Origin of the sequence: Psychrobacter sp. (assembly GCF_041554015.1) — a bacterium.
Taxonomy (GTDB): Bacteria; Pseudomonadota; Gammaproteobacteria; order Pseudomonadales; family Moraxellaceae; genus Psychrobacter.
The window spans coordinates 42,021-67,737 of the sequence record NZ_JBFFMS010000005.1 but is presented as its reverse complement, the minus strand read 5'-3'; the positions used below and the strand labels follow the sequence as shown (position 1 = coordinate 67,737).

At 44.2% G+C, this 25,717-nt stretch carries 21 protein-coding genes; 13 read left to right on the top strand and 8 right to left on the bottom strand.

The annotated features are described in order from the left end of the window. Positions 1–16: 16 nt before the first annotated feature. Entirely contained in the window at positions 17–1,219 is a 1,203-nt protein-coding gene (serB, locus tag ABYU67_RS02945) for a phosphoserine phosphatase SerB (RefSeq protein ID WP_372843521.1), read from the bottom strand. 450 nt (positions 1,220–1,669) lie between these two features. On the opposite strand from serB, the gene ABYU67_RS02940 reads away from it, so the two are divergent. The 10 genes from ABYU67_RS02940 (at position 1,670) to ABYU67_RS02895 (ending at position 13,339) form a co-directional block, all read left to right on the top strand. Further along, the gene (locus ABYU67_RS02940) at positions 1,670–3,184 is read left to right on the top strand and encodes a hypothetical protein (RefSeq protein ID WP_372843520.1); all 1,515 of its coding nucleotides are present in this window, start codon (positions 1,670–1,672) and stop codon (positions 3,182–3,184) included. A 193-nt stretch (positions 3,185–3,377) separates the two neighbouring features. Next, positions 3,378–3,614, top strand: coding sequence for a PA3496 family putative envelope integrity protein (locus ABYU67_RS02935; protein WP_011281113.1), 237 nt, complete (start codon positions 3,378–3,380; stop codon positions 3,612–3,614). 372 nt (positions 3,615–3,986) lie between these two features. Further along, positions 3,987–4,544: a UPF0149 family protein gene (locus ABYU67_RS02930; protein ID WP_372843519.1), complete on the top strand. Its 558-nt coding sequence runs from the start codon at positions 3,987–3,989 to the stop codon at positions 4,542–4,544. A gap of 121 nt (positions 4,545–4,665) precedes the next feature. Further along, positions 4,666–5,145, top strand: coding sequence for a YbjQ family protein (locus ABYU67_RS02925; RefSeq protein ID WP_372843518.1), 480 nt, complete (start codon positions 4,666–4,668; stop codon positions 5,143–5,145). Between the two features lie 48 nt (positions 5,146–5,193). Beyond that, complete coding sequence (locus ABYU67_RS02920; RefSeq protein WP_372843517.1) at positions 5,194–5,679, top strand: YbjQ family protein; 486 nt, start codon at positions 5,194–5,196, stop codon at positions 5,677–5,679. Between the two features lie 248 nt (positions 5,680–5,927). Continuing rightward, complete coding sequence (locus tag ABYU67_RS02915; RefSeq protein ID WP_372843516.1) at positions 5,928–8,885, top strand: valine--tRNA ligase; 2,958 nt, start codon at positions 5,928–5,930, stop codon at positions 8,883–8,885. 174 nt (positions 8,886–9,059) lie between these two features. Further along, on the top strand, positions 9,060–10,859 hold the full coding sequence (locus ABYU67_RS02910; protein ID WP_372843515.1) for a hypothetical protein: 1,800 nt from the start codon (positions 9,060–9,062) through the stop codon (positions 10,857–10,859). Positions 10,860–10,878: 19 nt separating this feature from the next. Then, positions 10,879–12,171: a VWA domain-containing protein gene (locus tag ABYU67_RS02905; protein WP_372843514.1), complete on the top strand. Its 1,293-nt coding sequence runs from the start codon at positions 10,879–10,881 to the stop codon at positions 12,169–12,171. Between the two features lie 291 nt (positions 12,172–12,462). Further along, positions 12,463–12,885: a YbaN family protein gene (locus ABYU67_RS02900; protein ID WP_372843513.1), complete on the top strand. Its 423-nt coding sequence runs from the start codon at positions 12,463–12,465 to the stop codon at positions 12,883–12,885. A gap of 244 nt (positions 12,886–13,129) precedes the next feature. Further along, positions 13,130–13,339, top strand: coding sequence for a cold-shock protein (locus tag ABYU67_RS02895; protein WP_045453470.1), 210 nt, complete (start codon positions 13,130–13,132; stop codon positions 13,337–13,339). Positions 13,340–13,545: 206 nt separating this feature from the next. Here ABYU67_RS02895 and ABYU67_RS02890 read toward each other — a convergent pair whose 3' ends face one another. Continuing rightward, positions 13,546–14,631 (bottom strand): YeiH family protein, encoded by a 1,086-nt coding sequence (locus ABYU67_RS02890; RefSeq protein ID WP_372843512.1) that lies wholly within the window; start codon positions 14,629–14,631, stop codon positions 13,546–13,548. A gap of 156 nt (positions 14,632–14,787) precedes the next feature. Here ABYU67_RS02890 and ABYU67_RS02885 point away from each other — a divergent pair, with 156 nt between their 5' ends. Beyond that, entirely contained in the window at positions 14,788–15,723 is a 936-nt protein-coding gene (locus ABYU67_RS02885; RefSeq protein ID WP_372843511.1) for a LysR substrate-binding domain-containing protein, read from the top strand. Between the two features lie 134 nt (positions 15,724–15,857). Here ABYU67_RS02885 and ABYU67_RS02880 read toward each other — a convergent pair whose 3' ends face one another. Together ABYU67_RS02880 and ABYU67_RS02875 are read right to left on the bottom strand one after the other, a co-directional pair. Further along, on the bottom strand, positions 15,858–16,319 hold the full coding sequence (locus ABYU67_RS02880) for a universal stress protein (RefSeq protein ID WP_372843510.1): 462 nt from the start codon (positions 16,317–16,319) through the stop codon (positions 15,858–15,860). Between the two features lie 99 nt (positions 16,320–16,418). Then, positions 16,419–16,880: a universal stress protein gene (locus ABYU67_RS02875; RefSeq protein ID WP_372843554.1), complete on the bottom strand. Its 462-nt coding sequence runs from the start codon at positions 16,878–16,880 to the stop codon at positions 16,419–16,421. A 304-nt stretch (positions 16,881–17,184) separates the two neighbouring features. Here ABYU67_RS02875 and ABYU67_RS02870 point away from each other — a divergent pair, with 304 nt between their 5' ends. Further along, positions 17,185–20,262 carry an insulinase family protein gene (locus ABYU67_RS02870; protein ID WP_372843509.1) on the top strand — a complete coding sequence of 1,026 codons (3,078 nt, stop codon included), beginning with the start codon at positions 17,185–17,187 and terminating at the stop codon, positions 20,260–20,262. Between the two features lie 113 nt (positions 20,263–20,375). On the opposite strand, the gene ABYU67_RS02865 is transcribed toward ABYU67_RS02870, so the two are convergent. The 3 genes from ABYU67_RS02865 to ABYU67_RS02855 form a co-directional block, all read right to left on the bottom strand. After that, positions 20,376–21,698: a serine hydrolase domain-containing protein gene (locus ABYU67_RS02865; RefSeq protein ID WP_372843508.1), complete on the bottom strand. Its 1,323-nt coding sequence runs from the start codon at positions 21,696–21,698 to the stop codon at positions 20,376–20,378. 292 nt (positions 21,699–21,990) lie between these two features. Continuing rightward, complete coding sequence (locus ABYU67_RS02860) at positions 21,991–22,554, bottom strand: NUDIX hydrolase (protein WP_372843507.1); 564 nt, start codon at positions 22,552–22,554, stop codon at positions 21,991–21,993. 307 nt (positions 22,555–22,861) lie between these two features. Next, positions 22,862–23,383 carry an HPP family protein gene (locus ABYU67_RS02855; protein ID WP_372843506.1) on the bottom strand — a complete coding sequence of 174 codons (522 nt, stop codon included), beginning with the start codon at positions 23,381–23,383 and terminating at the stop codon, positions 22,862–22,864. Between the two features lie 134 nt (positions 23,384–23,517). Here ABYU67_RS02855 and ABYU67_RS02850 point away from each other — a divergent pair, with 134 nt between their 5' ends. Continuing rightward, entirely contained in the window at positions 23,518–24,252 is a 735-nt protein-coding gene (locus tag ABYU67_RS02850; protein WP_372843505.1) for a CoA pyrophosphatase, read from the top strand. A 65-nt stretch (positions 24,253–24,317) separates the two neighbouring features. Here ABYU67_RS02850 and ABYU67_RS02845 read toward each other — a convergent pair whose 3' ends face one another. After that, positions 24,318–25,700, bottom strand: a complete 1,383-nt coding sequence (locus ABYU67_RS02845) for an oxygenase MpaB family protein (RefSeq protein WP_372843504.1) — start codon at positions 25,698–25,700, stop codon at positions 24,318–24,320. Between the last annotated feature and the right edge of the window lie 17 nt (positions 25,701–25,717).

Below are 25,717 nucleotides of genomic sequence, written 5' to 3'. Positions count from 1 at the left end.
TATAGATTGTGAGTAATTAAACTTCGCTACGGTCGCTGCTGCGCGCAAATGCTGGATAACCTAGTGCATAGAGCACCCCTTCAAGCCCCGTAACATTGATAGCGGCATCGGCGCGTGCTTGTACGATAGGTTTGGCATTAAACGCCACGCCCAAATCAGCCAGTGCCATCATCGGTAGATCATTAGCACCATCACCCACGCATACCACTTGTGACATATCAATCCCTAAGCGCTCAGCCGTATGCGTTACGATAGCTGCTTTTTTGGCACCATTAACGATAGGCAGCTGGATATGACCGGTGACCTCACCTTCCTCAATATCTAATGAGTTGGCATGGACCTCATCGATACCCAGTTGCTCAGCGATATAGCGCGCAAAATAGGTAAAGCCGCCTGAGACCAGTACCGTATGATAACCCAAAGCCTTTAGCGCGCTGATGGTAGCCAACGCACCTGTCGATAACGTCAAACGACTACAAATCTCATCAAGCACGCTGGTTGGAATTCCTTGCAATAACGCCACGCGCTGTGCAAAAGACTCATCAAAATCCATCTCGCCCCGCATGGCAGCTTCAGTGATGGCTTCTACTTGCTCACCAATACCTGCCGTTTTTGCCAGCTCAACGATGACTTCTTGTTCAATCAAGGTAGAGTCCATATCAAAACAAGCAAGCTTATGCGTGCGCAGCATATGACCGACCGATAAGATATGACAATCAACGACATCCAGATGATCGCTTACGGCGGCGCTTTGAGCGTTGTTATAAGCTTCAGTCAAGTCATGACGCAGGCGTGTGGTCAACTGATCATCGATGATATGAGCAGCTGCGGTTTTTTTGGCAGGATGCATCAGAGTATCAGTCACTGGCACCAATAAATAACGGAAGACTTGCACATCGACAAATGAGCGTTTGGCAAAAGGTTGCGTGGTGTCTATATCCGCGATCTCAACATCTACAACATTGGCATCGGCGTCTTCTGCGACCGTGACCAGATGCCAGTTTGGCTGCTCATCGACCCATGATTGTACATACTGGTGAATATCAAGTGAGGATACCTGTGTTGGCAATACCACAATCAAAGCAAAAATAGGCAAGGATTGTAGTGCGTCAAAATCCTGTACATTGGTCCCCTCTGGTAATAACGAGGCCACGGAATCAACCGCCTGTTGCCATGCTTTGCTGTCTTTTGGTAACGAGTAAGAGGTATTGTTTGGCATCGCTCAATTGTCCCTTGTATGCTGATATAAGATTAGGAATAATAACAGCTTTAGGGGGCAGCGACTATAGAGGAGGCGCAAAGTATCAGCGTCGAATAAAACAACAAATAAAACAGCGACTGTCGCCAAAAGCCTAAATAAAATTGAAATGACTCATTACAAAAAAATTATGATACGCGCTAACGCCATAACCCTTACTATGGTGATATAGTAGATATAAATGAGTGGACGGACGTGTAATAAATATAGCTTAAATGCCTGCGCCACACATAATTGCACAACATAACTACTGTACGATAGCAGCGTTTAATTAGCTGTCTTATAAAAGAAGATTATTTAGACAATGTGGTATTGAATTGAACAAATATAGCCGCATACTCTTGCAAAAATGAGCGAATGAGCACTAGCCTCGTTTTTTAACTCCATTTATCCAAAAAAGTTTCCCATATCATGACCTACTTAGCGCCGCGGCAAGGGTTGTTTGCCATCATTCTTCTGGTTAGTTTTTGTTTGCAAACCCTATTATTGGTCATCAGTACCGATCAACAGCTGAGCAACAGTCGTGCGCAAAAAGGCGAGCAAATGGTCGCCCAGCTCATCGATGAAGCACGCCTGTCTTTAGAAAACAAGGACCGCGTCAGCTTAAGTGTCATTGCCAATCGCTATACCAGCGAGCAGGACGTGACCCGTATCCTGATTAAAGACAATAATGGCGATATCTTGGTGCCGGTCGGCAATGCACCGATGCAGCAGGGCGACACCATTAGCCAGATTGCAACCAAAGGCGATGCGGTCATCGGCAGTGTGGCATTGACACTAAAAGACATCAGTAAAGGCGAAATCATCGCCATGCAATGGCCCTTTGTCATCGGCTCGATGGTGCTGCATTTATTGCTCTGGCTGATTTATAGCTATATCGCCCGCCCAACCAAAGAGCAAATCAATGCCATCAGCCGCGATGTTCAAGACTTGCATCGTGAGCAATATACGCAGTTTGATCAGCGCGGCTATGATCGTGAGCGAGAACGTCGTCATTCGATGTCTGCTGCTGACGAACATGGAAAAGGTAGTAGCCAAAGTGATAATGTAGGCAATCATGATCATGACTTATCCGGAGGAGGCTCTAATACCCAAACAGCTACTGGTACATCGAATAACCAGCAGCCTAATACGCGTAAATTAGATATCCATAGTGCGGTCAATCAGTATGTGAGAACCCAGCAGAATCAGGACTCGACGCCCGATGATGATACAAGTGGCACGACCGGTAATATGACGGACAGTGATGCTAATGATCCTACTGCCTATAAAGCTGACGACAATGGTCAGCATGCTAACCATCATGCCTCTCGATTGTCTGCCACCAGAGCATTTGATAGTGTCAGCGTCCAAATAGTCTTTCATGATGAGTTCAATATGCTTGAGCGCTTGGCGCCGTCGCAGCGCCTGCCATATTTGGCACTCTGTACGCAGCTACTAAACCAAGCGGTGACTGAGCTGCTAAAACAACCTTTGTTGTTGGGTGTAAGCGCAATCAATGAGCCAAATTTTGATGAAAGTGGCGCTTATGTGATGCTTAAAGCGGATAATAGCCATGCAAAAGTTGCATTGGCAGGCGTGATGCTGGCCAAGCTGTACTTGATGCTCAATAAAATCATCCATGACAAACATATTGAGTTGTCACGATTTGCCTTGCCCGCCAAAGCTGGCGTCAGTGATAACGCCCAAGTTGATGCCATGACGCATCTACTAGACAGTATTGGCAAAAAGGAGCAGATGCTGATTTTGTTGCCGAATGCGGGTTTAAAACAAATCAGTCATCATGTACAGGTACAAAGTGTCATGCGTCCAACGACTGTCTACGAGCGTGAGTGTGCGATATTTGATGGTGGCAATGATGCCATGATCCAGCGTTTGGCTGATGTACGTAATGCGGTATTGATGATCGATGACTCAGAAGAGTAGGGTGTACTATCCTATTTAACGGACAGAAATTGTCTACAATTGCCTGCTCGTTAATGACCAACAATGACTTGTTGTTGACTTGTAAATGCATCATAGTGATAAAAAGCATTGACAAGGCTCAATAGAGACTTTATAAGGCATATATATATTGATAACTTTTCAGTAATTTTGCCAAAAAAGATAGGAGTTGGTCATGAGTGATGCTGATATTGATGACGATTTTGATGATGATTTCGTTGACGATGATGATGCCAAGATGGTGGAAGAGGCTGAGACGAGTGTACGCACACGCTTAAGTAGCCTTGAGAAACGTCGTCTGATTGATAATTTGCTAGAAGAGAAACGTTTGGCCAAAGAGCTAAAAGACGATCTAGATGATATTGATAATTTCGATGAAGATGGTGATGATTGGGATGATGACGAACTTTGATTCGTCGTCATTACCGTGACGTTGATAGACAAATATTTTTATGATCATTGCTAAATGTTGATTGATTATTTTATGGCTATTAGCTGACCATCGTTAACTAATTGTCCCCATTATCCTAAGTATGCTGTGCTAAGCTGGTTAGGTTGTGCTTTTCATGGTAATCATAATATGAGCTATAATGCTGCGTATCAGTAATGATTACTACCTATTTAACCAGCTATGTTCTAACGCTTTACTTTAGCCATATGCAGTTAAAAATCTTTGGCTAAATCACCTGACTTTCAGATAATTATCATCTTTATTCCTCTCGTCATTTTATATAACCTATATTTGTTGCCTACGGCGCAATCCATCTTTTAAGGATAACTTCATATGACTAACCAACTCAGCTTTGATGAACTGCTTGATTATTTAGACAACGAAGAAAGCGCCTTTGTGCTTGATAGTGTTGCGACCCACGGTTTTTTGACCGCAACCGTTATCGGTCGTCCATTGCCGAATTGGTTAGAGGCGCTATTTGAAGATCATGTGAGCGAGATCCCAGCGAACGTGATTGACGGTATCCAGCGCTGGCGCGAATCTATCATCGCTGAGCTAAAAAACGAGACGCCTATTGAGCTACCATTTGGTGAAGATGCGGGCAATGAAGAAGTGGCAGTCGATTTTTCTGATGATTCAGATATCGTAGCGTGGTCCATTGGCTTTGTTGATGCGATGTATGGCGATGAAGCCACTGATTGGTTTGAAAATGAAGAAACGGCGGAAGATGTGGCAGTTTTGACCTTGCCGATGATTGTGCTAAGCGGTATTGATGATGAAGATCCTGAGCTTGCTGAGATGCGTCGTGACCAAGATAAAATGGTGCAAATGGTCAACAGTATTGAGGGCAACTTAACTGAGCTGTTTTTGTTGTTTCATACCAACGATTAACTCAAACGATAAGTAGCGCTAAAATAACTTGCGTGGCTATCGTTGACTAGCTATCGATGCCTAGTTATCGATAGCTAAAGGCTAGCTGAATCATTCTATAGATTACCAATAAGGTCGTGCTATGACTGTACAACTCTCCAATCTTGAGCACTTGCCCAACTATCAGATTACTGAGCGCTTGGATGTGGTATACGGCAGTACCGTACGCTCAAAACATGTTGGTAAGGACTTGTTTGCTGGTCTAAAAAACATCGTCGGCGGTGAGCTTACTGCCTATACCGAGCTGTTAGAAGAGTCGCGTCAAGAAGCGATAGATCGCATGATCGTCAAAGCTGAAGCATTGGGCGCTGATGCGGTCGTGGGCTTGCGTTTTTCGACCTCTAGCATTGCGCAAGGTGCCTCCGAGCTATTTGTTTATGGTACAGCGGTCAAAGCTGTGCCGATGCCACAGCAACCTGTTTATCAATCAAATCAATCATCAAACCAGCCGCCGAGCAATCACTCAGGTGATGCAGATCTCCCTAATCACGATCGCAATCAAGCAGCGCCTCAAGCGCCAAAAGCAGACGACGATTTACCGCGTTTTAATCCCTTTGGTTAATGAGCCACAAAAAAAGCCGCAGCGCTTTTTGATGATAAGCGAGGTTCCATGAATCAATCGTTCACCCAAATGCTGATGAACTATGCGCCTTTGCTGGTGTTATTTATCGTTGGCTGGTTCTTTGGGGCGCGTCATGAGCGTCAGCATTTGGCAAGATTGGCGACTGCCGAAGCTGAGCTGAGCTATATTATCATCTCAAGTGAGCGTTTTTATACGCCCATACTGGTGGACAATACAGAAGGTGAGCTGGTGCTTGGCAGCGTCGTTATCGCCCAAGATTATTTTAAAATGGTGATTGCCAAGGTGCTGAGCCTCTTTGGTAAAAATCTCACCACCTATGAGACCTTGCTTGAACGCGCTCGCCGCGAAGCCTTGGTACGTATGCGCACCCAAGCACAGGCAAAAGGCTATAACCATATCTATGGGGTACGTCTTGAGGTCAGTAATATCAATCAGTTGGGCAGCATGGTAGAAGCCATTGCCTATGGTACCGCCGTCCTTACTCCTGAACCTGTCAACAAGACCCTAAGTTAAACCTTGATACACGTATTTGACCTTGAATACCATTTCTTTAGCGCTAGTATCAACTATGCTCATTAATTACCTTCTATAAAATAGACAGCCTCGTTTCTGCTGTCCTTATCGCCTATTCGATCGCCCGACAAATTGGCTAAATTGCCATAGCATCTAACAAAATCTGCCCATCTGCGTTAAAATCACGATATTGATTATTAATCCTATTTTTTTGACCACATTCATTGTTAATAAAAGACCCTTCTATTATGAGTACATCCAATCCCACTATGACGACCCAGACCAATCTAACCACTTCTATCCAAGCGGCGCTTAGCCAACTTGAAAATGCCTACAATCCTCTACAAGTTGAAGCGGGCATGTATCAAGGCTGGGAAGACAGCGGTTATTTTAAGCCAAGCTTTGATAAAGACGAGTCATTTTCTATCGCCTTGCCACCGCCAAACGTCACGGGCTCGCTGCATATGGGACACGGCTTTAATAATGCCATTATGGATGCGCTGACCCGTTATCACCGTATGGATGGTGACAATACCCTGTGGCAACCGGGTACCGATCATGCGGGCATTGCAACGCAAATGGTGGTTGAGCGTCGTCTGGAGGCCGAAGGTATCAAGCGCCGTGACATGAGCCGCGAAGACTTTATCGATAAAGTGTGGGAGTGGAAAGAAGAGTCGGGCGGCAATATTACCCGTCAGATTCGCCGTTTGGGCAGCTCGGTCGACTGGTCGCGTGAGCGCTTTACCATGGATGATGGCTTATCTAATGCAGTTAAAGAAGTGTTCGTGCGCCTGTTTGATGATGGTTTGATTTATCGTGGTAAGCGCTTGGTCAATTGGGACCCTAAGTTCCAAACCGCGCTGTCTGATTTAGAAGTGGTCAATCATGATGAAAAAGGCAGCTTGTGGCATTTCCGTTATCATTTCACTGATAAAGGCATAACGACCCAAGATGGTAAAAACTATCTGGTCGTCGCCACCACGCGCCCTGAAACCTTGCTTGGTGATACCGCCGTTGCCGTCAATCCAAAGGACGAGCGTTACGCGCACTTAATTGGCAAAACCATCACCTTGCCAATCACTAATCGCATCGTGCCTATCGTTGCCGATGATTATGTCGATATCGAATTTGGTACTGGCTGCGTCAAAATTACCCCAGCCCATGACTTTAATGACTATGAGCTTGGCCGTCGTCATGAGCTGCCATTGATCAATATATTGGATGCTCATGCCCATATTCTGCCAGCGATGGAAGTCTATCCTGATTTGCAAACCCGTGAGCCAAATCTTGAAACCACGCCTAGCGACTATGCTGGGCTTGAGCGTTTTGCGGCGCGTAAGTTCCTTGTCGAGCAAGCAGGCGAGCAAGGTTGGTTAGAAGAGATTGAAGACTATGCACTCAAAGCCCCGCGCGCTGAGCGAGGCGGTGCCATCGTTGAGCCGTGGTTGACCGATCAGTGGTATGTCGCCGTTAAAGAGTTGGCTGGCCCTGCGATTGACGCGGTAGAAAACGGCCAAATTGAATTTGTCCCTGCCCAATATAAGAACATGTATATGGCATGGATGACTGACCTACAAGATTGGTGTATCAGCCGCCAGCTCTGGTGGGGACATCGTATTCCAGCATGGTATGACGATGCGACGGGCGAGATTTATGTTGCCCGTGATGAAGCGGAAGTGCGTAGTAAATATAACCTCGCCGCTGATGTGAAATTGCGCCAAGATAACGATGTGCTTGATACGTGGTTTAGCTCGGGGCTTTGGACGTTTAGTACCCTTGATTGGGCGGACGTCAATGCGGATCCACGCGTGATGGATACCTTTCACCCGACCAGCGTCTTGGTCACAGGCTTTGACATTATCTTCTTTTGGGTTGCGCGCATGATCATGATGACCATGCACTTTGTCAAAAACGAAGATGGCACGCCGCAAGTACCGTTTAAGACCGTTTATGTCCACGGTTTGGTACGTGATGGTAATGGCCAAAAGATGTCCAAGTCGAAAGGTAACGTCTTAGATCCGATTGACCTTATTGATGGTATTGATCTAGAAGCGCTGGTAGAAAAACGTACCAGCAATATGATGAATCCAAAAGATGCGGCCAAGATCGAGAAGCAAACGCGTAAAGAGTTCCCAGAGGGTATCCCTGCCTTTGGTACCGATGCGCTGCGCTTTACCTTTACCTCCCTTGCTAGTACTGGTCGCGATATCAACTTTGATCTAAAACGTGTCGAGGGCTATCGTAACTTCTGTAATAAAATCTGGAACGCCAGCCGCTTTGTCCTCATGAACTGTGTCGATAAAGAAGGTAATGCACAAGCGATTGACCAGACTGCCAACGCAGATGTTTGGGAATTGCCAGAAAAATGGATCATGAGTCGTCTAAACTCGACCATTAGCAATATCCATCAGCATTTTGCTCAGTATCGCCTCGATATGGTCAGTCATGATATTTATGAGTTCATCTGGAATGAATACTGTGACTGGTATGTTGAGCTTGCCAAAGCCAGCCTTAATGATGACTCGGTGACAGATGAGCGTAAAGCGCAAATCCGCTACGTGCTGCTGCATGTGCTCGAGACCGCGCTACGCTTTAGCCATCCAATCATGCCGTATTTGACCGAGCAAATCTGGCAGACGGTTGCGCCGCTACTAGATCGTAAAAACACTGATAGCATCGTCGTTGCTGACTATCCACAAACCGATACTGCCCAAATCAGTGAGCAAACTGAAGCCGATATGGAGTGGCTACAGGAACTAATCGCCAGCGTGCGTAATATCCGCGGTGAGATGAAACTGGGTAATGCCGTACGCTTGCCAGTACTGCTACAAAATATCTCTGCTGATGAAGATGCGCGTCTATCACGTATCAAAAACCAGTTTAAAGCGCTTGCCAAAGTTGAGAGCTTAGAGATCGTCAAAGAAGGTGATGAGGTGCCGCTATCGTCATCAAGTATGGTCGGTCAGCTACGGGTTCTCGTACCAATGAAAGGGCTAATCGATCCAACCGCTGAGCTGGCACGTTTGGGTAAGTCATATGATAAGCTGAAAGGACAAGCTGAAGGTATCGCGCGTAAGCTGGGTAATGAAGGCTTCATCAGTAAAGCACCTGCGGAAGTGGTCGAAAGCGAGAAAGCAAAATTGGCTGAGCTAGAAGGGCAGTTGACCGCGATGACGGCGCAGATGGAAGAGTTAAAAGCGTTGTAATTTGAAAGTAGATATCTGTATTAGCAAAGAACGCTGTTACAATTGTGATGGCGTTTTTTATTGTCTACTATTTAGTTCTCTAATAAATTATTGATCCTTATAAAAGCTGAATATTTGTATGCTATTATCATCAAAATTTTAATGCGTTACTAGCATTTAGCAAGGACAGTACGTATGAAATGTTGTTTCAAGAGTTGTAATAATAAGGTTTTTAAAACCCATGACAAGTGTGCGTTGCATTGCTTTAATAGTAACATTCAGGTAGACAAAGATGACTTTAACGTTTTTTGCAAGCTGCTTTTTAGTCTTTTATCTGAGAAAATATTAGAGCATCGACATTTTATTGAGAGCAAAGATGGTAAGATTTTAAATAACTATAGTGAATCTGATTTTAAACATATAAATATTACAGAGGATGAAGATCTAAAAATTAAGATAGGAAGAGTAGATATATCGATTGAAAATATAATTTTTCCTAAAAATGAAGATAAATACAATAATATTTTAAATTGTATGACTATAGCTAAATATTTAGGGCGTATTAATTTTATAAAATGCCAGTTTGATAACGATAATTTTATTGGAGTATATAATAGCTATTATGATAATTGTATATTTACAAGAGATATATCCATAATTCCACACCTGGTAATAAATACTAGAACGTTAATTCCTAGTGAGGATTATAAATATAAAAAATGTAGTTTTAAGGGTGATGTAAAGTTATCATCATCTATTTTCGGAAATAAAATAGATTACAATTTTTTCAAAAACTGTGATTTTGAAAATAATATATACATTAGTGGATTAACTATAGAAAATAATGTGTTTTCATTTTCGGAACTACCTGAAAGTAAAAAAAAGATAAAGGATTTTGATAATATAAAAAAATGCTATAAAATTAAAAATTTGTTTATAAGTGATTGTATTTTTGAGTCTAATTTCAAAATAAATGGAATTAATAAAAAACAAATAATGGATTTTAAGTTGTTAGGTTTTAGTTTTGAAGATGATACTTTGACTATGAATATTTTAGAGATAGTAAATACTAAGTTCAAATCAAAGTTCGAAATTAAGTATAGGATAATTGAAGATTTTAGATTTGAAAACTCTAATGTAGATGGTATTTTTGATGTATATAGAAGTTCTTTTATAAAAGCTAGATTCCATAAAAGTATTTTTGAAGAGTTTGCTGCATTTGAATATGTAGTATTCGGCGACGGTAAAAGAGAGAATATAACGGATTTTATTTATACTACTTTCAAAGATTTTTCTAACTTTAGGAATACAAAATTCACCTCAGGTCTAAATTTTTCTAGTGCAAACATAAAGCAAGAACCTAACTTCTTAAATACTGATATTAATTTAGAAGGAACAGATAGAGAGACTTTAAGGATAATAAAAAACTCATTTGAAAAAGTAAATAACAAGATAGAATCAAACAGGTTTTTTATATATGAAATGATAAGATATAGAAAAGAGATAAGTGGTGATGTTGAAGAAAGTGTAAATTTTTTAAAATTATTTTTCAGGGTGGTTTTTTCTTGCAATGAGTATGTATTAAATATAATAGGTTCAGGACATGTTTTCAAAAATATAATGAGTACTTTTTCTAAAAAATTTGTACTTAGTTCGAACTATTATATATCTAGATTTGGTGAGAGCTATATCCAACCGTTTATAATATTCTTATTTTCAATAAGTGTTTATACCGGTATTTTAGAAGTGCATAAAGATATTTTTAGTGAGAAACCTATAGCACGGTATGCTGTATTACTTAGAAATTTCGTAACACAAGACTGGTTTGTATCTCTGTCAAAAATTTTAAATGCCTGTGCTGCTAATGTTCCTCTATTCAGTAAAGCACTTGAAAACAAGAGTGGGATTCAGTTCATTAGCTTACTGTTTTTTATATGGTTCGGTATACTCACATGGCAAATTATCGTTGCTGTTAAACGGAATACACAACATTAAATAAGATTGGGATAGCTTCATGAACCTTACCGTCGGACAACGCTCGCCTTTAGGCAATCTTGCTATTGATGATACCGCACCAATCACGCTCAAGTTCACACGTCAAAGCCCGATAGAGATGGACATTAGTTGCTTTCCCTTAGACGCAGCGGGCAAACTGATCAATGATGATTACATGGTGTTTTATAATCAGCCAACCTCACCTTGTGGGCAAATCAAGCTAACCCATTACGAGTCGCAGCCAACGGCGAATAGAGGCATCCAAGCCGAGTTTGAAGTCAATTTATCCAAACTGGCTGAGAATATAGACAGCTTGTTTTTTGTGTTATCAGCCGACACGCCGCTGAATCAAATTCAATTGTTAGAGATTGGCATTTGGCAGCAGTCACAAAAGGTACAGGCAGCGTATCAAGCAGCAGACTTTGCTCAGCAGCAAGCCAGTATGCTCATGCAGCTTTACCGTAAGAGTGGCGTTTGGCGAATATCTAACGTGGCGCAAGGCTTTAATGGTGGACTTGCCGCCATCGTGCAGCATTTCGGTGGTGATGTAGAAGAGGGCAATTCGACAGCAGCAGACGTAACTGCAACGCCAGTTCAAGCAAAACCATCGTTAGAAAAAGTGATGCTAGACAAAGCGCCAAAACTCGTCAATCTAGCCAAAAAAGCCACGATATCGCTTGAGAAACGCCAATTGCAGCAATTAACCGCAAAGGTAGCGTTGGTGTTAGATGCTTCAGGTTCAATGAACAGACAATATAAACAAGGCCGCGTGCAAGAGGTGGTCAATCGTCTATTACCATTGGCAGTGAGCTTCGATGACGACCAAGCGCTAGACTGCTGGGCGTTTGCCCGAGATCCACAGTATTTGGGCGAGATTGGGCTGAGCAACTATGACGATTTCATTGATAACGCTCATGGCGGCTGGCGCAAATGGGCACTTGGCCCACATGTGAATAACGAAGCAGAAGTCATGAAAGCCGTGACCGAGTTTTATCAAAAAGACGGCTTGGATGTGCCCGTATACGTGCTATTCATCAGTGATGGCGGAGTGAATGACAATCGTGGTATCACGAGAGTGATGACGGAAGCTGCGAAACTACCGATATTTTGGCAGTTCGTGGGCTTGGGTGGTCGTGGTTATGGCATCCTAAAAAAACTAGACGACATGGCAGGGCGTGTGATCGATAATTGCGACTTTTTTGAATTAGATGACTTGGATGATATCAGTGAAGAAGCGTTATATGAAAACATGCTAGAAGAGTTTCCAAGCTGGCTAAAAGAAGCACGTGAGATAGGATTGATAGCGAAATAAATTGGGATAGTATCTTTAATAATAAAACCGTTCATAGCTTGGCTGTGAGCGGTTTTTTAATGGCAAAAATTTAGTTAAAGGGTGTGAGCTCATTTACCCAACCACTAACCAAACATACCTATTGATAGCAAAACCCTCGTAAAAATAGCCTTGTACCGTTTTGAGTGATATTGCATGCTTAGCTACCTATATAGGTAGGCAGTTTTATAAATGATTATCTGATCTATGATATTAGCTGTCTAACCTTTATCAAATATCAGCCACTCCATACCATTTAATGACAGTATTTTTATGAGCCAACACAAAAAAGCCTTTTATTATCGACCCAAGACCAATCAACATACCAGCCCAACCGTACGATGGACGTTTTTATTATTGGGCTGGCTATTTTTTGTCTTAGGGATTATCGGTGTGCTGCTACCAGTCATGCCAACTGCCCCTTTTATCTTGTTGGCGGCGGGTTGCTGGGCGCGTAGCTCACGACGCTTTCATTTTTGGCTGATCAACCATCGCTATTTTGGCAAATTCGTCCGCGATTGGGAGAATAATCATGCGGTGCCACTCTATGCTAAGTGGCTGGCGACAATAATGATGACCATTTCAACAACGATGTTATTTTTTAATATGCCCTCCGATATGATGTGGCTGGCATGGCTGGTAGCCGCGGTATGTACTGGGGTAGTAGTCTATTTGTTCCGTTTGCCAAATGCCTAAAAGGCATTGATTTTAGGGTCAAAAATAGTCAAAAACGGGCTTTGGTTACACGAAAGCTAAGATAAGACTTGCGAAAATGGGATCTTGCCCTTATAATACTTCCAAGCTTAAGAGCAGTTCTGCACCAAATCATTACCTCGTAGTATTAGTTATAATCCTTCGTTTTAATATTTATCGTTCAGTAGCTATTTGCAAGCGTTATCGGTCACTAGACCATTAATAAATTTAAAAGTAGGATTATATTATGTCAGACGTTCAAAAAGGTACAGTTAAGTGGTTCAACGAAGCTAAAGGCTTTGGTTTTATCGCTCCAGAAACTGGCGCAGACGTTTTTGCTCATTACAGCGAAATCACTGGCTCAGGCTTCAAAACTTTAGCTGAAGGTCAAGAAGTTGAGTTCACTGTAACTCAAGGTCAAAAAGGCCCACAAGCTCATAACATCGTTGCTATCTAATTTGTCTTTATAGACACTTAGAGCAAGATGAATAAAAAACGAACCTTTGGGTTCGTTTTTTTTCGTCTACGATTTAAGATAAGCTAATTATATTAAAATGAAATGGCTGCTAAATCAGACGATAAACCAAAAATGCCGATGACTATGCTAGTCATCGGTATTTTTTAAGCTATATAGCGAACGGCAAGGATGTTTGGTAATTTATGCTAACCAATCATGCTAATAGCAATATTAATCAAACCACCGCCAATGATCAGCCAAGCGAACATAATCGCTCCTAAAACCAGGGGTTTGACGCCAGCTTGTTTGATAGCGCCCAAATGCGTGGTTAGACCAAGCGCAAACATCGCCATGGTGAGCAGCACATCGTCTAGCAGCACCATACTACGTTCAAAGCTTGCGCTCATCGGCACCCAAGTGTGCAGCAATACCACCAAAATAAAAATAAAGGCAAACCAAGGGACTTTGACTTGTTGGACGCGATCTATAAACGACGGTTTTTTGTCATTGTCGCTGCTGTCTGTGGTTAGGGCAAACGATAAGATCAGTAAAAAAGGTGCCAGCATCATCACCCGTATCATCTTGGTGACAACCGCTGTATCACCCACTTCTGGGCTGACTGCATTACCAGCAACGACGACTTGCGCGACTTCATGAATGGTTGAACCCGTATAAATACCGTACTGCTGCGCATTTAACCAAGGTTGCAACCAGCCAAGATGGTATAAGAACGGATAGAGCAGCATGGCAACTGACCCAAAGACCACCACGGTTGCTACGGCAATCGTGACTTTGTGTGCGTCCGCTTTGACCACAGGCTCCGCTGCAATCACTGCGGCAGCGCCGCAAATACTCGCACCTGACCCAATCAATAGCGTCGTTTGTTTATCAACTTTTAACCATCGGGTACCTATCCAGTAAGTGAGTAAAAAAGTCGAGGTCAATACCAAGGCATCGCTCATCACCGCAGACATTCCGACACTTGATACTTGCGTCAGGGTCAGCTTAAAGCCATAAAAAATGATGGCGAGGCGCAATATTTGACCTTTGGCAAATGCCACGCCGACATTTAAGCGCTCAGCAACGTTAGGATAGACCGTATTGCCCAGCACCATACCAATAAGAATGGCTAAAGTGAGGGAAGATAAGCCAACGATACGCCCATTTGTCCATGTGTTTATACTGGTATTGAGCCATAAACAAAATAAGCTGCCTATTAACACGACGATAAGCCCTGCTAAGTGGCGGCTGCGCGGAAAATAGTGATTCATTGATTGGGTCAAGGCGTACATGACTGACTGTCCTATTATGTATGATCTATAATCGATATAAGCATAAGCTTATGAATAGACATTATAAGACAGGCTGATCTATAATAAAAACAGATTAATAAGATACAAACTATCGATTTTTTAGGTTAAGAAATCGCTTAGGGGATCAGAGAATTTATGAAAAAAGCCATGCAGGTATTACCAAAGATCACCCTCAAGCAATTATCGGTGTTTGTCAGTATTTATCAAACGGGCAGTACTAGCCGTGCTAGTGAAGCTCTGCACTTGTCGCAGTCGGCGGTCAGTAGTGCGTTGACAGAATTAGAATCAAGGTTACAGATGCCGCTATTTGAGCGCGTTGGGCGCAGGCTCAATCAGCATCCAAACGCCCATCCTATCTATATACAGGCGCAAGCTATCTTGGGGCAAGCCCTCACGCTAGAGCATTATCATAAGCACCAAGCAGGGCAGATTCATATTGGTGCCAGTACCACGATCGGCAATTATGTGCTGCCACCGCTGCTTGCTAAGCTATATGCGGCGCTGCCCGATGCCCATATCGATATGTATATCGCCAATACTCAAGAAGTGGTCAGCGAGGTTGAGCAGTTAAATATTGATATTGCGCTTGTAGAGGGGATGCCGCGCCCAGCTGATATGAAGGTGATTGAGCAGCGTGCGTGGCGGACAGATGCCTTGATAGTCTTTGCCAAGCGCGATAGTCAATGGTTAAAAGATGTAGCCGCGTATAACGATATGGATAAATGCTACGAGCTTAGTATTGAACAGCTGGCCAAACTGCCGCTATTGGTACGAGAGGCTGGATCAGGTACACGGCAAATCATCGATGAGCAGCTGCTTAAGCATTTGCCCGATGCAGAAATCGTCATGGCCATCCAGCAATCAGAAGCCATTAAGCATATGGTGAGTGCCGATATCGGTCTAGGTTGTCTGTCGCAGCATGTCATTCAGGCGGAGCTGACAGCAGGAGCGCTGGTACAAGTGAAAGTGGCGGGTATTGATTTATCACGTACGTGGTGGCTAGTGTGGCACAAAGCCCGCCATCAAAGCCCGATTTGGCAAAGCTTTATTGATATTCTGACAGAAGACTAATTTTAGTGATAAATGTAGAGGTATTAGCGAGAATATCTACTATACCAATAAATAATAAAAAAGCGCAAAGGTATACAGTGCGCTATTTTTGATAGGTTTAAATAATTTAGATACGACGTTAAGTCTTTTTTAAACTACTTATTAACCGGCTTATCCAGTCTCACCACCAAGCTATCGCAAGGGACGTTTGGCAGGATATTGTCTGCCGTCGCGCCACTAAGCCAAGCGGCAATACCATGACGTTCGTGACGACCGATGACCAGCAGATCAACCTCATGCTTATGACAATAGTTGACGATACCTTCACTGTTAGAAATGGCAGTGGTCACTTCAGAATTCACCGCATGCAAGTCATTACGCTCCAAAAACTGTGCCAATTTGGCGCGTGCTTCCTGACAGCGTTCATCATCAATTTCATCATATAAGCTGGAAGCTGGCACCAGCTCATAGCCGAAGCCGACCATGGTATCTTTGACGATATGCAATACCGATAACTTGGCGTTAGGACGATTCTCAACGATACGTTTGGCCTTTTGGGCGACCACATCAGCATCGGACATTAAGTCGGTGACCAATAAAATATGTTCGTAACTCATGAGCGGCTCCTTGTGTCAGATGATTTTAACTATAGCATTACTGATGGCTTCTGTTAAGTCATCATCGTACGTCATTACATAGATGATGTAGACAGCGTATTACTCTGCAAAGGGCTGGTCGAGCTGGACCACCAAGCTATCGCAAGGAATATTTGGCAAGATACTGTCGGCCGTCGCTTTGGCCAACCATGCGGCGATACCGTGGCGCTTATGGCGACCGATGATGAGTAGATCGACTTGATTGTTGCGGCAATAATTGACGATGCCCTTACTGTTCGAGATAGCAGATGTCACCTCAGAGTTGACCGCATGCAACTCATTACGTGCCAAAAACTGCGCCAGTTTTTCTCGTGCTTCTTGCCAGTGCTCGCCATCGACATCGCCTGATAGACTGGAGGCGGGCACCAGCTCAAAGCCAAAGCGCACCATGTCATCCTCAACGATATGCAATACAGAAAGCCTTGCTTCAGGAGAGCCCGCAATGATACGTTTGGCCTTGAGTGCGACGGCATCTGCATCAGACAATAAGTCGGTGACCAGTAAAATATGTTGGTAGCCCATCATCAGCTCCTATTAAGACGTGTATTTTATAGTAGCAGTGGTGGCGGTGTTTGTTAAGGGTTAAGTCCATTATTTTGTTATGGATATTCCTATGCAAACTATTTTTACAATACCCTAAGTCATCTATAACTTAACAAATAACCCATGATGCTCTATTGATCAAATGACTTGTAAAACGACCTGTAAGTCGACTCATAAAGAGAAGGAGCGACGTAGAATATTAACGCTCAGCTTGCTTGACTTATCAAAACAGTAGCCCCATCTACTACGGCACCATATATATTATAATTTGATAAGGATCACTATGACTGACACGCCATTTATCGCCGATTTAACGTTGCATCCAGCGTTTGAGTTGATTGAGCATCGCCATATCGAGGCGTTGTCAATGGACGTGCTGATCAGTCAGCATGTCAAAACCGGCGCGATGCATTACCATTTGGCACATCCGAGTGATGAAAATGCCTTTTTGGTTGGCTTTCGTACTCAGCCAATGGACTCAAAAGGCGAAGCGCATATTTTAGAGCATGTGGCTTTATGTGGCTCTGAGAAATTCCCTGTCCGTGACCCGTTTTTCTCCATGATTAAGCGTTCGCTTAATACCTTTATGAATGCGATGACCGCGGCCGACTGGACGGCGTATCCGTATGCCACACAAAATAAAAACGACTATTTTAACTTGCTTGCCGTGTATCTTGATGCGTCATTTTTCCCCAATATCCATCCGTTAGATTTTGCCCAAGAAGGCATTCGCGTCGAGTTAGACGAAAATGATAAGCCGCAGTTTAAAGGTATCGTTTTTAATGAGATGAAAGGTGCGATGAGCGGCGAGATTGACCAGTTATATCATACGGTCGCCCATCACTTGTTTCCAACGACGACCTATCATTACAATTCAGGCGGCGATCCTGCTGATATTCCTGACTTGACCCATCATGAACTGGTTGAATTTCATCAAAGCCACTATCACCCATCAAACAGCGTGATTATGAGCTTTGGTAATATTCCGGTTGCTGAAACGCAAGCAAAAATCCATGACGATGCCTTGGTTCAATTTGAAGCAGGCAAAAAACACGTCTCACGTCCAGAGCAGCGTTTGTCTGCACCGATTAGCGCGGTCGATACTTATACCGCTGACGAAGCCGGTCCTGATCAAACCCATCATGTGGTGGCGTGGTTATTGCCATCGATTACTGATCCAAAGCAGCGTTTGGCACTGCGTCTATTAGAAGGTGTGTTGGTTGAGCATGCTGGCTCGCCGCTGCGTGTGTATCTGGACAGCCATCCACTTGGTAAAGCGCCAAGTCCGCTATTAGGACTCGATGACAGTCATTACGAAATGGTCTTTTATACCGGTCTGCGCGGTTCAAACCCTGAGCATGCCGAAGTGGTAGAGCAGGGTATTATGGATTTGCTTAAAGAGGTCGCAAGCAAGCCGATTGATGATGAAACCATCGAAACCATATTGCACCAAATTGAGATAGATCAGCGCCATATCGGCGGTGATAGCATGCCGTATGGTCTAAATCTTATGCTAGAAGGCTTTAGTACGGCGATTCATGATGGCAACCCTATCGATGTCTGGGAAGTTGATGAGCATTTGCAGTGGCTACGTGAACAAGTAAAAGATGCGCAGTGGTTACCGAATTTAATCAAGACTCATTTACTTGATAATCAGCATCGTGTCCGTGTTACTTTGACACCTGATAGCGAAAAAACCGCCCGTTTGGCAGCAGCCGAGCAAACCCGTCTTGATACGATTGCGATGGATTTGACCGCTGATGATAAAGCTATCTTAAAGCAACAGGCTTTAGATTTGGCAGCGCGCCAAGCAGCGCCTGATGATTTAAGCTTGTTGCCAAAAGTTGGCTTAGAAGATGTCCCAACGGATATCAGCTTTAAAGAAGGCACGCAAAAACATGTGAATTTAAGCGGGCAGGATAGCACCTTATTTGAATATGAAGCGGGCACCAATGGCTTGTATTATTATCAAGTGATTGTGCCATTAACCGATGCGATTGGTAATCAGGATACCAGTAAGCTACCGGTTAATGAGGTGATTAATCATCCGCTATTGCCTATTTATCTGAGCTTATTGTCTGAGCTAGGCACTGACTCGCTAAGCGCTCATGAAATGCAAGCTAAGCAAGCGGCGCATTCATCAGGGGTGACGGCGCGTATCAGTCAGCGTACCAATATCGATGACAGCCAAGCGATTAGCAGCTATTTCGTTGTGGCAACGCGTGCGCTCAACCGTAAACCTGAAGCGATTGATTTGCTTAAAGAAGTCATGGAGCATAGCGTATTCACTGAGCATGACCGTATCAAAGAGATTTTGCAGCAGCGTCAAGCAGGCTGGCAATCAAACCTTGCCGGTTCAGGGCATTCATATGCGATGCAAACTGCCAGTCGCGGCATGAGCCGCCAAGCGCAGTTAGAATATGTGCGCAGCGGGCTGCCAGCACTAAACGCGCTCAAAAACTTTTTAAACCATGCTAGTACGGATGATGCGCAGTGGGATAAATTGGCTACCAGCTTGATGGATTTACATCAACGGTTAATCAGCTTGCCGAAACATGCGGTTATCATTTGTGAAGCAGAGCAAACCGAACGCTTAAGCAATTTGATTGTTGATAGCTGGAAAGACAGCCAAGCGCCAAAGATTGCGGAAAAAATCACAAACTCGACTGCGGGTATTGAAGACAATATCCCAAGTGAGTTTGCTGAGTTGCAACTTGAGGCGGCGTTAAATGGTGAGGTAGACGCGGTCAAAGCACTAGAAAGTGGTGTGGCGCTCGATGTTGAAGATTTGGCGTGGCTAGTTCCGACCAATGTCTATCATAATGCCAGTGCTTATACTGTGCCAGCAGCTGACCATCCTGATACAGCAGCCTTGATGGTATTAGCACCTTACTTACGTAATGGCTATCTGCATAGTGCCATCCGTGAGCGCGGCGGTGCTTATGGTGGCGGTGCAGGCTACGATGCCAATGCGTGCGCATTTAAATTCTTTAGCTACCGCGATCCGCAGTGTGCTGAGACCTTCGCCCATTTTGATGCCAGTATCGAATGGTTATTAAATGAGCCGCAAACCAATGAGCAGTTAGAAGAAGCCATCTTAGGTATCATCTCAGGTATGGATAAACCAGGTTCTCCAGCAGGGGAGGCGGTCAAAGCCTGTTTTGCAGATTTGCATCATCGCGGTGTCGACTGGCAACGTAAAATGCGTGCAGCGATTTTGGCTGTGACGGTCGATGACTTGCAACGCGTTGCTAAGCAGTATCTACAAGGGCAAAAGCATGTTCGCGCGGTACTAGCGCCTTATGATAAAGAAGCAGCAGTACAAGAGCTTGGCTTTAAAGTGTGTAAAATTAAGAGCTAATCTTCTTAAAGTCTGCTGATTTAATTGTTATATAAAAAACCGCCGCTTTCACTAAAAATGAAAGCGGCGGTTTTATTTTGGTTGAGTATTTTAAAGCACTATTTCTTAAAGGCTTACTTTTTAATTAAGTAATTTGCCAGCGCTTTATAAGCAGGAAGTGAAGTTGGGTCAATTTTACCGTTACTGGCATCTGGATAGGATGCAAAACGCACGATAACCATATCGGCTGCGGGATCGACATAGACCGTTTGACCATGTACGCCGCGTGCTGCATAGATGGGCGTGGGATTATTAAATAACCACCACATGCTCTTGTAGCTGCCGTTGGTCAGCTGTTTATAGCCCGCTTTTGCAAAAGCGCTTTTATCACCGCCAGTTTCGATATTATCAACGACCGCAGCTGGGAATAAACGCTCGCCATTAATCTCGCCTTTATTGAGCATCAAGCTACCGATACGTGCCATATCATGCAAGCCTGCGCTAAGACCGCCGCCAGCAAATGGCGTACCTTTAGCATCGACCGTCATATACGCGCTTTGTTCAGCACCGATTTTTTGCCAAATGCGTTCTGAGAGTAACTCATTGACCGCTTTGCCAGTGGTACGCGAGATAATCCAGCCAAGCGCATCGCTATTGATGGTTCGATAATTAAATGCTTCTCCATGCTTGCCATCTTTCTTAACCGTTTGTAGGTACTCAAAGTAACCATTAGGTCCGTTATAGTCCTTGGGTTTTGGTAGTGGGCTTGCAGCTTCTGAATATTGCCAAATATCGGCGTTAGGGTCAGCATAGTCTTCGCTATAATCGAGGGCGGTGGTCATATCCATCACTTGGCGGACGGTTGCATCACCAAAACCGCTGTTTTTGAGCTCTGGAATGATAGAGGCGACTAATGCCTTATCATCAAGCTTACCTTCGGTGACAAGGATTTCTGCTAGCAGCCCTGTCATGGATTTGGTCATCGACATCGCCGCGTGATTGCCAAGCTCATTGAGGCAGCCGTTTTGGCGCTCGTACACGACTTTGCCGTGATGCATGACCATAATGCCGTCTGTATAGTTGGCATCCAATGACTCTTTCCACGTCATCGGGCGCTTACTGTTAGTCGGGGTAAAGGTGATGGCATCGATGTTTTTATCTAGCTCGTAGTTGAGCTTGGAGGGCGCGCCGATACCGCGACTGACGTCAGTGGTGGGCATCAACTCACGGATATGACAGACTGTCCACCGTAGTTTTGGAAAACTAAAAAAGTCAGAGGAAGGCTGCGCAATAAGCTTGTCTTTGGGCGGCGGGAAACCTTGCATCCAGCCAAGCGTTTGTGGGTCTGATTGTTTGGCGGTTAAACGTGTGTCGTCGGCATGGCTTGGCATACTGATAAGAGTCATGGCGATGGTTAGCGGTAGTAGCGGCAACGCGCGTTGTAATAAAGTCAGCATGGTATCCTCGCAAGTCGGCTTAAACGATTAACTTTAGGCAATAAAAAACCAGTGATATAAGTAGGTCAATATAAAAAAGATACAGCGGGGCTGGGATAAATTTTTCGTAGCCTCTGTTAGCTTAGGGACAGCAAGCAAGGAAAATTTTTACCAGTCACGCAGCATAAATAGCATGGTGAAGCCATTTTATTTAGTATCGACTATAAATAGCTATATGCAAAACTTAGCATAATTCTTATCAATGGTTTTTACTACTGGCTTTTGTAAAGCGGCGGCTCTAAAACGCTTCTTACTAATAGCGCTTGATCGCTTGGTCTTTGCCGATGATGTCTTGATGAATGGGAAAGTCCTCATAACGATTGTATTGTTTGCGGTCAGCAAAATAGTTCTTTAAAGTACGACGTATCGCTTCAAAAGCAATTTTATCCCACGGAATATCTTCTTCGGTGAATAGGGCGCAGTCGAGACTTTCAGAGCCGATGCCATAGGCGCCATCTTTTAGCTCAGTGATATAAATGCTGTAGATTTGTCCGATATCTGGAATATCATAGAGGCCATATAAATGCGGATTGGTGACGACCGCTTCTGCTTCCTCAAAGCTTTCACGGGCTGCCCCTTCTGCCATGGTTTCGCCATTTTCCATAAAGCCTGCGGGCAGCGTCCATAAGCCATATTGTGGTTCAATGGCGCGGCGACATAATAATACTCTATGTTTATGTACGACCAGTGAACCACAAATCACTTTGGGATTTTCATAATGAATATAATGGCAATTGGGGCATACCAAACGCGGAATATTATCGGTGGCTGGTATCTTGCGTTCCGCTTCATGACCGCATTGTAGACAATAGCGCATATCAACTGCCTTATATAATGATAAATAGAAATGAGAGAAAGATGTTCGTTATTCTAAGAGTGCTGATTTTTGTTTTTATGATGTTAGCTGATAACAGTGCTTACGTCTAAGATAACACAAATGCTCAGCGCACTGACAGTGATAATAAAAACCCTACAGAGTTGCATGACAGCTTGCAGCTAAGGTTATGCTGACTTAGCATTATCTGAGCAGACACGATAAAAAAGGCTGCTTAGTCACATAAAGTATCTGCAGCCTTCTTCAGATTGCGCTAGGCTAGATTTATGATAAAACGTTGATGATGGTGCTACCAATAACGAGGATAATGGCGACCGCGACCGATATTATTATAAATAAGCGCCACCCCCACCAATGCCAGCGCACCGACCAAAGTAGGGGTAACCAAGAAGTGCCAATTTACACCGCCGAGCATCACAATCAATGGATTGGAGCCAGCGGGTGGATGCGGTACGCGCAGCAATAGCATCAGCGCAATGGCTGTACCTACGGCAAGAGATAAGCTCCACCACTCAACCCCAAATAAGGACATAAAAGCTAAGCCGGTAAAAGTCGTAATAAGATGGCCGCCAACAATGTTTCTTGGCTGTGCAAAGGGACTCTCTGGATAGGCAAAAATAAGCAAACAGCTGGCACCAAATGAGCCTAAAATCATCGCAATATTTTGCCAATTGCCTAATAATGCCAGTACGGCAGTGGCAAACGTACCACCAGCCCAAGCAATGGCAATGATAACTAAGGGCAATCTTTGCGGGCAATCATCAGACTTGCCCTGCATTTTATGTACTGAAAAAAACTTATCCACGTGCATATCCTAAAAACATTTGATGATGAGCATTGACTCTTGAATGGTCTATATTGGGATGGGTTGGCTAACTATGGTTTTATGGTTTTATAGTTTATGGCATTGTTGCTTCATACTAATAAAAAGATAAGGTAATAATAATGTTCCTCCCTCCGCAGTCGCTACGTTTTGATGAATTTTCAGTCGCTGTGCCGGATTTTATTCGTTATCCCACTATCAGAACGTTGGCGGAACGGGTGCAGCATGAAACCTTAAATGCCGTTACGAGTCCGGCGCTATATGATGCTAATACCTCTCGTAGCGCTCGCATTCTAGAGAGCTTATATCAGACACCCATTGCCGATGCCTCGGTATTGGTTGCCATCACTCATGAGCGTCATCCAAAACTGCTACTAACACGCCGCGCGGCGCATATGAACAGTCATGCTGGTGAGGTCTCTTGCGTTGGCGGCAAACATGATACAGGCGATGGTAATAATGTCATCACCGCCTTGCGTGAAGCCTGTGAAGAGACCGCACTCCCGCCTAATAAAGTCCAGTTAATTGGTCAATTGCCCATCCAAATATCCAAGAGTGGGATGAGCGTACGTCCTATTGTGGCGCTGATTGCACCGGATTTATTGTTAGTGCCTGAGCTTGGCGAGATCTCACGTATTTTTTGGGCGGATTTTGAAACATTATTGACTCAGCCTACCGTCGAATACGCAGTAGAGTATAGGATGCAAGAGCAGATAGCGACCCTTCTTACACCAAGCTGGCAGGTGGATGGTGAAACGGTATGGGGGCTGACAGGGCGTGTCATTGCCAGCTTGCTAGAAACAGGCTTTGATCGCCAACTTGAGTGGTATTATCGCATCCAAAATACGCGCAATTAACCTTTAAAGCGGCTGGCACCTATTTATTCATTTTCTTTTATCTACTATGCTTTATTTATAATCTCTTACTTATAATAATCGTCGTTTTTCTTAAGCCACCAGTTCATATTATCTTGGCGTTTGGCGCGGAAGGCTTCTAGTTTTTCAGCTATTGTTTGATTGTGCTGACGTGCGGTATCGAGCGCAAAAAGAATCGGCACGGAGGATAAGACACCAAAGCGGATCTTTGATTTTGGCAAAGCCAGTCCATCGCCGATATCATCGCCGACCAAGGTACGGGTCACGCTAGCGTTGACCATCTCAACGAAACGTCCGCGCCGATTGTCCTCACCCATCAGCTGCCGCGGCAAATCATGAAGCGCTTTGGCGAGCGGCTGTCCCATTTTAAAATCAAGCTGCTGAATCGATAAATAGGTATAGAGCCATTCCCAACAGGCGGCTTCATCTTTTGGCAGCCGGTCTAAGTCAACGCCCATCCAATAACTGGCAAGATTCCATAGATGCAAGATACCTTCTGCTTCTTCAGTACTGATGCGAGCGCCAAGTAGCCGTAACCCGCGCATAATCAGTAATGAAAATTGCAAATGAGTAGCAATCATATCTGTTTGATTGATAGGAATACCCCAATAATCAGTATTCCAGCTGCCATCTGGGTTGTGATGTTGGTCGGCATTTGGTATGACGCCCTTAGCAGCGTTGCCCTTACCCTTGAGCAGATTTTGCCGTACTAGGGTATGAATCTGCCGCACCTTGATAGATTGCCGCCAACCTTCTGAGCCAATCGCCAAGACGCGCTCGATAGGCTGATGCTGATTGCCTGCATTGGTATTTGGCTTATGCAATGGGGGGTGTTCAGAGACGGCTAGAATATAAGCGTAAGTACGCATCAGGCGGGGTAGGGCATCATGCATCAATGCGCCTGTCTGAATGAGCGGCAGGGAGAGGGCAGGGATGCTGTAGCCTGCCATCAGCGCCACATTGCGTAATAGCCAAATTAGCATCAGCGGATAACGGCGATAGGCAACCGCGCCGATTTGGGCAAGCTTGGGGTCAAACCAAGTAGGATGGCTGCTAAATTGCTCAGTTAAGGCATTAAATGCAGGATGTTTTATAAGATCAGCGTCAAAATCACTGCTGCCATCGTTGATAATAAATTGCGCTAACGGCTTTGCAAAACGCATACCATCAGCGGCTAACGTATCGGCTAGTGCATCGCCGATATCGTAGCCTGCGACTATTTCCTCTAATAAGTCTTGCGAGATAACAAAGTTTTTTGGCAATAAATAGCGCTTAATGCGTTTTAAAACTTGCAAATCGCTATGGTCATCAACGGCAGTGGTACGTCCATGCCGCTGGTAAAAAGCAGGCGTTTGATGAGGGCTAGCACCTTGCTGAGCATTGGCGACAGTTTTTTTGACGGTTTTTTTAGAGAGGTCGATGGCATCCATATTTATGAGCAACTCTG

What these genes read in the sequence shown, in the direction of transcription:
- serB (WP_372843521.1), bottom strand. Translation starts at nt 1,219, where the DNA reads ATGCCAAACAATACCTCTTACTCGTTACCAAAAGACAGCAAAGCATGG.
- ABYU67_RS02940 (WP_372843520.1), top strand. Translation starts at nt 1,670, where the DNA reads ATGACCTACTTAGCGCCGCGGCAAGGGTTGTTTGCCATCATTCTTCTG.
- ABYU67_RS02935 (WP_011281113.1), top strand. Translation starts at nt 3,378, where the DNA reads ATGAGTGATGCTGATATTGATGACGATTTTGATGATGATTTCGTTGAC.
- ABYU67_RS02930 (WP_372843519.1), top strand. Translation starts at nt 3,987, where the DNA reads ATGACTAACCAACTCAGCTTTGATGAACTGCTTGATTATTTAGACAAC.
- ABYU67_RS02925 (WP_372843518.1), top strand. Translation starts at nt 4,666, where the DNA reads ATGACTGTACAACTCTCCAATCTTGAGCACTTGCCCAACTATCAGATT.
- ABYU67_RS02920 (WP_372843517.1), top strand. Translation starts at nt 5,194, where the DNA reads ATGAATCAATCGTTCACCCAAATGCTGATGAACTATGCGCCTTTGCTG.
- ABYU67_RS02915 (WP_372843516.1), top strand. Translation starts at nt 5,928, where the DNA reads ATGAGTACATCCAATCCCACTATGACGACCCAGACCAATCTAACCACT.
- ABYU67_RS02910 (WP_372843515.1), top strand. Translation starts at nt 9,060, where the DNA reads ATGAAATGTTGTTTCAAGAGTTGTAATAATAAGGTTTTTAAAACCCAT.
- ABYU67_RS02905 (WP_372843514.1), top strand. Translation starts at nt 10,879, where the DNA reads ATGAACCTTACCGTCGGACAACGCTCGCCTTTAGGCAATCTTGCTATT.
- ABYU67_RS02900 (WP_372843513.1), top strand. Translation starts at nt 12,463, where the DNA reads ATGAGCCAACACAAAAAAGCCTTTTATTATCGACCCAAGACCAATCAA.
- ABYU67_RS02895 (WP_045453470.1), top strand. Translation starts at nt 13,130, where the DNA reads ATGTCAGACGTTCAAAAAGGTACAGTTAAGTGGTTCAACGAAGCTAAA.
- ABYU67_RS02890 (WP_372843512.1), bottom strand. Translation starts at nt 14,631, where the DNA reads ATGTACGCCTTGACCCAATCAATGAATCACTATTTTCCGCGCAGCCGC.
- ABYU67_RS02885 (WP_372843511.1), top strand. Translation starts at nt 14,788, where the DNA reads ATGAAAAAAGCCATGCAGGTATTACCAAAGATCACCCTCAAGCAATTA.
- ABYU67_RS02880 (WP_372843510.1), bottom strand. Translation starts at nt 16,319, where the DNA reads ATGAGTTACGAACATATTTTATTGGTCACCGACTTAATGTCCGATGCT.
- ABYU67_RS02875 (WP_372843554.1), bottom strand. Translation starts at nt 16,880, where the DNA reads ATGGGCTACCAACATATTTTACTGGTCACCGACTTATTGTCTGATGCA.
- ABYU67_RS02870 (WP_372843509.1), top strand. Translation starts at nt 17,185, where the DNA reads ATGACTGACACGCCATTTATCGCCGATTTAACGTTGCATCCAGCGTTT.
- ABYU67_RS02865 (WP_372843508.1), bottom strand. Translation starts at nt 21,698, where the DNA reads ATGCTGACTTTATTACAACGCGCGTTGCCGCTACTACCGCTAACCATC.
- ABYU67_RS02860 (WP_372843507.1), bottom strand. Translation starts at nt 22,554, where the DNA reads ATGCGCTATTGTCTACAATGCGGTCATGAAGCGGAACGCAAGATACCA.
- ABYU67_RS02855 (WP_372843506.1), bottom strand. Translation starts at nt 23,383, where the DNA reads ATGCACGTGGATAAGTTTTTTTCAGTACATAAAATGCAGGGCAAGTCT.
- ABYU67_RS02850 (WP_372843505.1), top strand. Translation starts at nt 23,518, where the DNA reads ATGTTCCTCCCTCCGCAGTCGCTACGTTTTGATGAATTTTCAGTCGCT.
- ABYU67_RS02845 (WP_372843504.1), bottom strand. Translation starts at nt 25,700, where the DNA reads ATGGATGCCATCGACCTCTCTAAAAAAACCGTCAAAAAAACTGTCGCC.